Raw genomic sequence first — 8,669 nt, 5'->3', positions numbered from 1 at the left:
TGATTGAAATGTATTATATCCAGAGTCTGCGCCTGTAGATTGGTTGTCACTCCCTTCGTGGGAGTGTTGATTGAAATACATAAAAAAAGAAACACCGCCCACTCTACCAAAGGTCACTCCCTTCGTGGGAGTGTTGATTGAAATGAATGCTTTTGCTTTTTATATTACAAAGTACATAGGTCACTCCCTTCGTGGGAGTGTTGATTGAAATGCTCAAAATATGGGTCTTTTACAACGCAGCCCTTGGTCACTCCCTTCGTGGGAGTGTTGATTGAAATACAAAAAAACGCCCCTTTTTTTGTTTTATATAAATGTCACTCCCTTCGTGGGAGTGTTGATTGAAATTTTTTGTTCATTTTTTTTACCCTCCCGATAATATTGTCACTCCCTTCGTGGGAGTGTTGATTGAAATTCTTCGGTCAACACTCCTCGCTCGTAATACTTAAGTCACTCCCTTCGTGGGAGTGTTGATTGAAATTGAGATCTCGTTTACCGCTAAAACAAGTCCGTAGTCACTCCCTTCGTGGGAGTGTTGATTGAAATAAATATCTTTGAAGATCGTGTAACATCTCTTGAGTCACTCCCTTCGTGGGAGTGTTGATTGAAATAACTGGTGGTGATAAAGGTTTTACAACTGGTGATGAGTCACTCCCTTCGTGGGAGTGTTGATTGAAATGCAGAGGACGTGGAGTGTAGGCGGTAGCCGCTCGTCACTCCCTTCGTGGGAGTGTTGATTGAAATCTCTTTAAAGCTCCACCGCCCCACCTGTGCCGCCTGTCACTCCCTTCGTGGGAGTGTTGATTGAAATTCAATTTTTTTGTGATAGTTTTAACATCATCACGTGTCACTCCCTTCGTGGGAGTGTTGATTGAAATATGATAAAATCAAAGTGCTTGTTAATCATTTCGCGTCACTCCCTTCGTGGGAGTGTTGATTGAAATATTATAACTTTTTCTACATTTACAGTTGACCTTGTCACTCCCTTCGTGGGAGTGTTGATTGAAATGTGAATGGTAAATCTGCCTTGTCTTACTTGCGCCGGGTCACTCCCTTCGTGGGAGTGTTGATTGAAATTAAGCCTCTATAATATCCCTTAACTACTGACGCAGTCACTCCCTTCGTGGGAGTGTTGATTGAAATATTACCCCCCTAAAAATTAAGACAACAGGTCTTAGTCACTCCCTTCGTGGGAGTGTTGATTGAAATCTATCGCTGTGTTAAGTGCAGGAATAGACCCGAGCAGTCACTCCCTTCGTGGGAGTGTTGATTGAAATCGCCTTTGCAGAAATAACGAGATAGCCCCTCAACGCGTCACTCCCTTCGTGGGAGTGTTGATTGAAATAGAAGTACGACGAGGGAATGAAGATTGCCGACAGTCACTCCCTTCGTGGGAGTGTTGATTGAAATTCTCAGCCTATGCGAGAACTCGGAGCGGCGCTGCGTCACTCCCTTCGTGGGAGTGTTGATTGAAATTTTTTGAAAATGACTTGCCTAAAATCCGTATACAGTCACTCCCTTCGTGGGAGTGTTGATTGAAATAACACAAGACAGACAAATAGTTAATAAAATGGAGGGTCACTCCCTTCGTGGGAGTGTTGATTGAAATTATTTCTCGGCTTTTTGCCTGGATAATAGCTGCATGTCACTCCCTTCGTGGGAGTGTTGATTGAAATACTTTATATCTTTCGCATATGCCGTCCTGTTTTACGTCACTCCCTTCGTGGGAGTGTTGATTGAAATAGCAGAGAGTTTAAGCGGCTTACTGAGGACAAGTTGTCACTCCCTTCGTGGGAGTGTTGATTGAAATAGCAAGTCGCCTGTGTCATTGTTAAGCAGCTCAACGTCACTCCCTTCGTGGGAGTGTTGATTGAAATAGCAAGTCGCCTGTGTCATTGTTAAGCAGCTCAACGTCACTCCCTTCGTGGGAGTGTTGATTGAAATATAACGGCGACGATTTTTCTAAAAATCTTTTTTTGGTCACTCCCTTCGTGGGAGTGTTGATTGAAATATTGCAGGACTTAAAGGAGGTAAGACAGAATGAGGTCACTCCCTTCGTGGGAGTGTTGATTGAAATAAAAAAACACCGACTACATAATTACACAAAAAAAGTCACTCCCTTCGTGGGAGTGTTGATTGAAATCGACTATTCGACTATAATCGAGAATCAGAAAAACGTCACTCCCTTCGTGGGAGTGTTGATTGAAATCAGAATGCTCCTTTTGCATAAATTTTGGTACAGGGTCACTCCCTTCGTGGGAGTGTTGATTGAAATCTGTTAAAAATGCAATAGCCATGAATAACGGCTCCGTCACTCCCTTCGTGGGAGTGTTGATTGAAATATATCCTGCCACCTTATTGACCGCAGGGAATATCGTCACTCCCTTCGTGGGAGTGTTGATTGAAATTCAGAACGTCCCCGATGCGCATACCGTAATCCAGTCACTCCCTTCGTGGGAGTGTTGATTGAAATGTATTATATCCAGAGTCTGCGCCTGTAGATTGGTTGTCACTCCCTTCGTGGGAGTGTTGATTGAAATATAATCTTATACCTCGCCCATGGGCGCTCTCGCCGTCACTCCCTTCGTGGGAGTGTTGATTGAAATCGCTCTGCTCCCCCTCGCCCCTGCGCTCCGCTCGTCACTCCCTTCGTGGGAGTGTTGATTGAAATCATAAAACAGCCGCCGAATCCTATTAAGCGCCGGTGTCACTCCCTTCGTGGGAGTGTTGATTGAAATTTTTTATCTAAAAATCTTGCTATGCCTAAAGTATGTCACTCCCTTCGTGGGAGTGTTGATTGAAATGTGATTTGTCAAGCTATATGTATCAGATCAACGGGTCACTCCCTTCGTGGGAGTGTTGATTGAAATAAAGTCAACGTTATCCCACCGCAAGCCCAGTACCTGTCACTCCCTTCGTGGGAGTGTTGATTGAAATTGATGATAAGTCAATCACAGATGATTTCCGCAGATGTCACTCCCTTCGTGGGAGTGTTGATTGAAATTGTTGAGCTTTTGATGTTTGTTGTCTGATTAGTAGTCACTCCCTTCGTGGGAGTGTTGATTGAAAGGCTCACCTTGATTGATACTATGGATTTTGAAAGTCGTCACTCCCTTCGTGGGAGTGTTGATTGAAAGATTAATGTTGACACGTCAATTATTAACGAGTTGCGTCACTCCCTTCGTGGGAGTGTTGATTGAAAGGGACTGAGACCGCTATCCACCTCGGGGGGTCTGCCGTCACTCCCTTCGTGGGAGTGTTGATTGAAAGCTGAATTATGCCATAAATCACAAACTGGTATATGTCACTCCCTTCGTGGGAGTGTTGATTGAAAGCGAAGCCGTCTATTAAAACTCTGCGACCCATGAACGTCACTCCCTTCGTGGGAGTGTTGATTGAAAGAGTCAAGGGCACAAGAAATTAACAATAGGTGCTTGGTCACTCCCTTCGTGGGAGTGTTGATTGAAAGAATTTTCAAGGTGCTGTTTACTTTATAATATCTTCGTCACTCCCTTCGTGGGAGTGTTGATTGAAAGTTAATGCGTTTTGGCGGTTTGACATACTCACAAGGGTCACTCCCTTCGTGGGAGTGTTGATTGAAAGATTTTAGACTGCAAAAAAAGTTTCCAACGTCCAAGTCACTCCCTTCGTGGGAGTGTTGATTGAAAGAGCCACAACTAACTATCGTAACTATGTCCCAGTCGGTCACTCCCTTCGTGGGAGTGTTGATTGAAAGTTCTCCGACTTTTGTCGGCGAGCCGAATTACATTAGTCACTCCCTTCGTGGGAGTGTTGATTGAAAGTCATCGTCAAGCCTCCGCCCGAAGTCAATTGCTAAGTCACTCCCTTCGTGGGAGTGTTGATTGAAAGTTTTTTAGTTATCATCTTTATCGCTCCTATCATTGGTCACTCCCTTCGTGGGAGTGTTGATTGAAATATTTAATTTTGATGTTGTATTTGTAGTTGTTTCATGTCACTCCCTTCGTGGGAGTGTTGATTGAAATATTATGCGATATACGATGTTACAGATGAAGAGCAGTCACTCCCTTCGTGGGAGTGTTGATTGAAATTCGATATATACGAGGAACTTTGCGATACCCTCGATGTCACTCCCTTCGTGGGAGTGTTGATTGAAAGCCAGTGGTCCAGCGGCTGGATCTTAATCAACACTGTCACTCCCTTCGTGGGAGTGTTGATTGAAAGTTTTCCGTTTTTTTGATTCGCCCTGACCTCAATCGGTCACTCCCTTCGTGGGAGTGTTGATTGAAAGTGACCGGTAAAGTGTTCTGCGGGCATTGCAAAGGTCACTCCCTTCGTGGGAGTGTTGATTGAAAGCGCTTCCGTGACCGCCTTGATCCTGTCCTCAAGGGGTCACTCCCTTCGTGGGAGTGTTGATTGAAAGCAGAGTTTGTGAACTGTGGACTTGCAGAGGACGAGTCACTCCCTTCGTGGGAGTGTTGATTGAAAGAAGTCCGCGATAATATCCCTTTACTACTGCCGCTAGTCACTCCCTTCGTGGGAGTGTTGATTGAAAGATCAAGCTTTTTATTGATTTCTTCCTGCACGTCGTCACTCCCTTCGTGGGAGTGTTGATTGAAAGTTTGAGAATTTGACCTTTGTTGTCTTGTCAATCAGTCACTCCCTTCGTGGGAGTGTTGATTGAAAGTCTTCCGAAGGTTCTACGTTTATGCAGACAACAAGGTCACTCCCTTCGTGGGAGTGTTGATTGAAAGATGCAAAAGGAGCATTCTGAAAATGAACGATTTGAGTCACTCCCTTCGTGGGAGTGTTGATTGAAAGACCATTAAGGACATCGCCATTAACAACGATTGCATGTCACTCCCTTCGTGGGAGTGTTGATTGAAAGAAATCCGTGGGCATTTTTCAAACGTGGTCTGCTTGTCACTCCCTTCGTGGGAGTGTTGATTGAAAGTGCTTACCTGTAAAAACATCATTAACCGTACTGTGTCACTCCCTTCGTGGGAGTGTTGATTGAAAGAATTTGTCGCTTTGTTAGTTTTGTTTTAGCCATTGTCACTCCCTTCGTGGGAGTGTTGATTGAAAGCGTTTGAAATTTCCGACCCAGTTACCGAAAGCCGTCACTCCCTTCGTGGGAGTGTTGATTGAAAGGGACTAAGACCGCTATCCACCTCGGGGGTCTGCCCGTCACTCCCTTCGTGGGAGTGTTGATTGAAAGTGACCCCGAAGTACAAGCCCCTCATATCTTTGAAAGTTTTTCAGAAAATTCTAGCGCAAGCGAAATTGAGTCACTCCCTTCGTGGGAGTGTTGATTGAAAGTTTACGTCTGCAAGATTACAAGGGTAAAGAACATGTCACTCCCTTCGTGGGAGTGTTGATTGAAAGTGCGGTGCTTTTTTCTGCCTCCGCCTCAAATAATGTCACTCCCTTCGTGGGAGTGTTGATTGAAAGTCCTACATAGTAGCTCGTTGTATCGTTTCAAAGTGGTCACTCCATTCGTGGGAGTGTTGATTGAAAGCGTCAATGTCAACGTTGATACAAAAGATTAATTGTCACTCCCTTCGTGGGAGTGTTGATTGAAAGACAAAAATCTGCGCCGTCTGTGCCGATATAAAAGTCACTCCCTTCGTGGGAGTGTTGATTGAAATCAGCTCACAGCATAGATCATTTAATACAGCTTCTTGTCACTCCCTTCGTGGGAGTGTTGATTGAAATCTTTTGGGTGACGGCTCAAACGGCAAGTCCGTATAGTCACTCCCTTCGTGGGAGTGTTGATTGAAATAGCCGCTCGACGATTTTGACCGCAACGGCGAGGGTCACTCCCTTCGTGGGAGTGTTGATTGAAATTTGAAGCTTTGCCATTGTATTTGTCGATAGGCAGTCACTCCCTTCGTGGGAGTGTTGATTGAAATATAAGGACTATATTGCATATTAATTGCGGATGAACGTCACTCCCTTCGTGGGAGTGTTGATTGAAATGTAAAATACTCTGAGCCTGTTACATATCTTTCGCCGGTCACTCCCTTCGTGGGAGTGTTGATTGAAATCAAGCTCCCCAAGAATTGCTGTAATAGCAGCGCTCGTCACTCCCTTCGTGGGAGTGTTGATTGAAATTTTATATATTATCTTGTAAAAATGTCGTCGTTTTTGTCACTCCCTTCGTGGGAGTGTTGATTGAAATGCTGCTATCTTGTGCATTGTTGAACAAGAATTGCGTCACTCCCTTCGTGGGAGTGTTGATTGAAATGGTCAAGGACACAAGAAATTAACTATCGGTGCTTGGTCACTCCCTTCGTGGGAGTGTTGATTGAAAGAACAATGTCCAGAGTGTGTTGACAAATACCTACGCAGTCACTCCCTATGTGGGCGTACTAATTGAAATTGCATATAAACTCCAACAAAACAAGCCCAGTGCAACATTTATACACTGGACTTGCTAGGTCATCATTATTTATGGCATTTACGGTGCTGTTGTTTCGGCGGATTTTTCCTTCTCCATTATAACGTCGATAAATTTCTGAACTGCGGTGGAGATGGGGTATTTTGTGCAGGTCACGGCGCATATTTTTCTCGGTGGGATAGCTTCTTTTGTTTTTATCTGGAAAACATCTCCTGCGTCTATGTCTGCCTGTGCTATCCTTTTCTGAATAAATCCTATGCCGAGATTGTTCTTTACCATTGGCATTACAAAGTTTATTGTGGTAAGCTCGATCGCAGGTCGGAGCAGGATATTGTGCTGACCGAAAAGCATATCAAGATAATGTCTTGTAGTTGTGGTGCTGTTAAGGCATATCAGTGGATATTTCGCAAGCTCCTGAAGTGATATCTCTTTGTCACGGAGATGTTCATAGTCGCTGCCTGCTATAACGATATCCTGTAATTCCCTTATAGTCCTTATGGTAAGTCCTTCTCGGTTTGCAAAAGGGGAGGTAACTACTGCTGCGTCTATAAGATTTGATTTCAGAGCTTCAATGGCGTCAGGGGTTGACATTGTGTCTATCTTTATCTGTATCTTTGGGTAAAGCTTGTGAAAATACACTATTCGTTCTATCAGAAAGCTTTGAAGAGCAACTGCACTTCCGCCTATCCTTATTATGGCAGATTCATTGTCGTTCATAAGATTTATTTCTTCCTCGGCGGAGAATATATGACGGCAGGCTATTGATATGTGTTTGTACAGTATATGTCCGCCTGCGGTAAGTTCAACACCCTTTTTTGAACGGACAAAAAGCTTGCAGCCAAGCTCGTCCTCCAGATTTTTTATGCAGCGGCTCACGCTGGGCTGTGAAAGAAAAAGATAGTTTGCGGCTGTGGTTATGTTCTGAAATTTTGCGGCATAGTAAAATATCTTGTAATGCTCGAAATTGACTTCACTCATTTTTTCTGTGTCCTTTCGCTGAAATTTCTATATGGTAAACCGCACAAAACTGCGGTTTGTTTTTTGTATGATGTTACGATAAACATAGCATAAATGTATGATAGTAATAGAAAATATGTATTTGACAAATGGTTGCAACTATATTATAATATACTTGTACAAAAAACACAAGAGAAATTTATGTAAAAATTCCAAAAGATAAATTTAATTTAAGCTTATATTAAATCAATGGTGATTGTAACAGCAGGGGTAAATGCTATAAAAAGGTATAGTCATATCCTGTTGCAGACGGTTATTCTATTGGTTTATTTTTTTTGAATATAATTCAGTAATGCTTGAAAGGAGGGTACATAAAATGATAGAGAAAATATCTCAGGCGATCAGCGAGGCAATGGAAAATAAGATCGCTTTCAGGATCCCGATCTTCGGGGGCATACCTGTTCCCGAATCGTGTGTTGTCACTTGGATCATTATGGCTGTGCTTGTTCTGGCGTCCATACTGCTGACGAGAAATCTTAAACTTGTCCCCGACAGGAAACAAATGCTGCTGGAATCATTTATAGGCTTCCTCAGAAACTTTTTCAAAGAACAGCTTGGGGAAAAGGGAATGCAGTATTTCCCATATATGGCGACTGTCATTATATTCATAGGTTTTTCCAACATAATCGGACTTTTCGGTCTTGTACCGCCGACTAAGGACCTTAATGTTACTGCCGCACTTGCGATAATGAGCATAATCCTTGTGGAATATGCAGGCATAAGGGCAAAGGGCGCAAAAGGCTGGCTGAAAGGATTTACACAGCCTGTTGCGATAATCACGCCGCTTAATATAATGGAAGTTGCGATAAAGCCGCTTTCACTTTGTATGCGACTTTTCGGAAACGTGCTTGCGTCATTTATTATAATGGAAATGATAAAAGTTGTTTGTCCGCTGTTTATCCCAGTTGCATTGTCAGCGTATTTCGATATTTTTGACGGATTTATTCAGGCATATGTTTTCGTATTCCTGACATCGCTTTACATCAACGAAGCCATAGAAGACGAATAATGGAGGTATTATCATGTTAGTAGCAATCGGAGCGGCTATCGCCGTATTTACAGGAATAGGAGCAGGCGTGGGAATAGGAATCGCCACAGGAAAGGCAACAGAGTCTATTGCAAGACAGCCTGAGGCAAAGAAAGATATAAGAAGTTCACTTATCTTAGGCTGCGCCCTTGCGGAGGCAACAGCGATCTACGGACTTATCATTGCGTTTCTGATAATCTTTGTACTTAAATAAATACGGAAAGGAAGAGTAAAAAATGTTAGTAGCTA

3 protein-coding genes and 2 CRISPR repeat arrays are annotated in these 8,669 nt (G+C 43.3%); of the genes, 2 read left to right on the top strand and 1 reads right to left on the bottom strand.

Annotated features, from left to right (window positions below):
• Window positions 1-45: 45 nt before the first annotated feature.
• A CRISPR array of direct repeats spans window positions 46-5,193; the repeat unit is 31 nt; unit sequence GTCACTCCCTTCGTGGGAGTGTTGATTGAAA.
• A gap of 70 nt (window positions 5,194-5,263) precedes the next feature.
• A CRISPR array of direct repeats spans window positions 5,264-6,357; the repeat unit is 31 nt; unit sequence GTCACTCCCTTCGTGGGAGTGTTGATTGAAA.
• Between the two features lie 79 nt (window positions 6,358-6,436).
• A complete protein-coding gene (locus Q0E19_RS11465) occupies window positions 6,437-7,354 on the bottom strand; it encodes a LysR family transcriptional regulator (protein ID WP_294409662.1) in 918 nt (305 codons plus the stop codon).
• Window positions 7,355-7,709: 355 nt separating this feature from the next.
• Here Q0E19_RS11465 and Q0E19_RS11460 point away from each other — a divergent pair, with 355 nt between their 5' ends.
• Window positions 7,710-8,402 carry a F0F1 ATP synthase subunit A gene (locus Q0E19_RS11460; protein WP_294409661.1) on the top strand — a complete coding sequence of 231 codons (693 nt, stop codon included), beginning with the start codon at window positions 7,710-7,712 and terminating at the stop codon, window positions 8,400-8,402.
• A 7-nt stretch (window positions 8,403-8,409) separates the two neighbouring features.
• Window positions 8,410-8,634, top strand: coding sequence for an ATP synthase F0 subunit C (gene atpE / locus Q0E19_RS11455; protein ID WP_294409663.1), 225 nt, complete (start codon window positions 8,410-8,412; stop codon window positions 8,632-8,634).
• The last annotated feature ends 35 nt before the right edge of the window (window positions 8,635-8,669 follow it).

It is taken from the genome of uncultured Ruminococcus sp. (assembly GCF_934476685.1).
Lineage (GTDB): Bacteria > Bacillota > Clostridia > Oscillospirales > Ruminococcaceae > Hominimerdicola.
Note: the sequence above shows the minus strand (reverse complement) of the source record. Positions and strands in the feature narration are given on the sequence as shown.